The following is a 2,083-nucleotide window of genomic DNA, read 5'->3' as shown; positions in this document are numbered from 1 at the left end:
GATGGTACCAGCCGCGTCACGCCCGCGCTGCTTGGCCGAACAGCCCCTATGCTGCATGCATTGTTGTCGCCATAGGGAGAATCAATCACAGTAACGGGTCGTTTGGTTTCGATTGCTCGATTTTCCTGCTACAATGCGTTAGCTTTTGCGCGGGAGAGGCCTTTGAGCGGCCTGCGCAGCTCTACCGGCGATCTGGCCCTTGCGTGAACTTGAGCATGCCGATCGCTGTCAATGAAGTCCGAAGTCGCGGTTTTTGCGGCTTCGTTTCCGTGTCGACGAAGTTCGATGCACACGTCTTGTCCAGCCAGGCGCCGCGCGCCTGACACGGCCTTCGGCCGGAATGCTGGACAGGCCTACGCCGCCGTTCCTCGTGCCTTTGGGCGCGCAAGAACGTGGATGCCATGTTCGATGGCGGCGTGTGGGGTCTGGTCAAGCTGACGGGGACAGCCGCACCAGACGTGAATACCAACCGGGCTGAACGCGGCCGAAAGTGGCCGCAGCCGAGTGCCTTGTCGCGACACACGCTTTGAGCGTGGGTGGCGTGCCGCACTCGATCGCCCGAGCCGTACGCACAGCCAAACGCTGGTTGCCACGGCTCGACAGATTGGCAAAACGTCATATGAAACATCGATTTCGTCGATCGCTGGGGATCCTTTTTGTCTTCGGCGCCTTTACGGGCTGCGCTGTGCAGCCGACGGCCACCCAAACCGGGAGCGCAAAGGGCGTGCCCGCCGTTGCGCAGGGGGCGAACGCGCCTGTCGCATTCGGCAGCTCGCCGGCCCTGCCTAACGGGGGCGACAAGTCGCTGGCCAGTGCCAAGCCGCTGGACGACGGCACGCCGAACATCTCCGATTTCAAGCAGGTGGGCCGCGCCTCGTGGTACGGCGGCCGCTTCGTCGGCCGGAAGACGGCCAGCGGCGAACGCTACAACATGAATGCGATGACGGCCGCGCATAAGACGTTGCCGCTCGCCTCGTATGTGCGCGTAACGAACATGACGAACCATAAGGTCGTGGTCGTGAAGATCAACGATCGGGGCCCGTATGTACGAGGGCGGGTGATCGACTTGTCGTACGCGGCGGCCAAGATGCTCGGATTGGCGCATGCCGGTACGGCGCGTGTGACGATCGAAGGGCTGACGCAGGAAGAAGCGCGGGCCGAGCGCGCGGAAATTTTGGCCAGCAACAGTTCGCCGAAGGATGAGGGGAACTGAGTGGGTTCTCGGCTAGGGCTTAGGGTCTTAGCGTTCTAGCGTTTTACTCTGGTCGCAAGATCGAGCATGGACAGCGCCTCTCGGGGCGCTGTTTTTGTATCGGTGAGGATATTCAGGAGTACTAATGAATATTGATAAACAGAGGCGGTGCGCCGAGCCCGTTTGTTATTCGACGAGTGGTGGCTCGCCCACGACTGCTCATAGAAATCGATAAATGGAAGCGGTGCACCGAGACCCTTCCTATTCGATGAGCCATCGCCCGCCCTTCCTCGAAAGGTGAGCTTTATCAGGAGTCCTGATCAATCCGAGCGTCACACATCGATGAGCCTTCCGCATGAATGACTGGCGGCTAAGCCCCGCTGTCATGCGATTAACCGCAGCGCCCGTGATTGACGTAACGCTCGAGTGCCGGGTTCTTCTGCTCGTCAGGTATCGTCTTTCGATAGCTCGAGCGCCCGCGAATAGAGCAAATTGCGGGATGCGCCTGTGATCGAGGCGGCGAGCCGCGCCGCCGTGCTGACCGACACCTCTTCGAGTAACAGCGTCAACAAAGCATCGTGAGCTGTTTCGTTTTGCTCCGCCTGTGCCGGGGCGCCCTGAACGACGAGTACGAACTCCCCGCGCTGCCGGTTCGGATCGGCGGCCAGCCACGTTGGCCCTTCGGCCAAGGTGCATCGATGAATGGCCTCATGTAGCTTCGTCAGTTCGCGTGCAATCAGCAATTGCCGGTCGCCGCCGAGCGTATCGGCCAGCGCTTGCACGGTTTCGACGATGCGATGCGGCGCTTCGTAGAACACCATGGCCTGCGAGAGCTTCGCAAGCGGAGCGAGCGCTGCGGCGCGCTGCTTCGCTTTGGGCGGCAGGAAGCCG

2 protein-coding genes and 1 pseudogene are annotated in these 2,083 nt (G+C 61.3%); 2 read left to right on the top strand and 1 reads right to left on the bottom strand.

From position 1 onward, the window contains the following. Both ACTHL0_RS20145 and ACTHL0_RS20140 read left to right on the top strand, forming a co-directional pair. Positions 1 to 323 (top strand): hypothetical protein (locus ACTHL0_RS20145; RefSeq protein WP_440568648.1); only part of this gene is annotated, 323 nt, incomplete at its 5' end. A 296-nt stretch (positions 324 to 619) separates the two neighbouring features. Further along, a complete protein-coding gene (locus ACTHL0_RS20140) occupies positions 620 to 1,213 on the top strand; it encodes a septal ring lytic transglycosylase RlpA family protein (protein ID WP_440568647.1) in 594 nt (197 codons plus the stop codon). A 425-nt stretch (positions 1,214 to 1,638) separates the two neighbouring features. On the opposite strand, the pseudogene ACTHL0_RS20135 reads toward ACTHL0_RS20140, so the two are convergent. Continuing rightward, a pseudogene (locus tag ACTHL0_RS20135) lies at positions 1,639 to 2,083 on the bottom strand (16S rRNA (cytidine(1402)-2'-O)-methyltransferase); the annotation flags it as partial.

The sequence above is a fragment of the Trinickia sp. genome (assembly GCF_051961175.1).
Lineage (GTDB): Bacteria > Pseudomonadota > Gammaproteobacteria > Burkholderiales > Burkholderiaceae > Trinickia.
Note: the sequence above shows the minus strand (reverse complement) of the source record. Positions and strands in the feature narration are given on the sequence as shown.

Bases quoted from the DNA above. Each gene is read 5' to 3' on its own strand.
- ACTHL0_RS20140 (WP_440568647.1), top strand. From the start codon at position 620: ATGAAACATCGATTTCGTCGATCGCTGGGGATCCTTTTTGTCTTCGGC.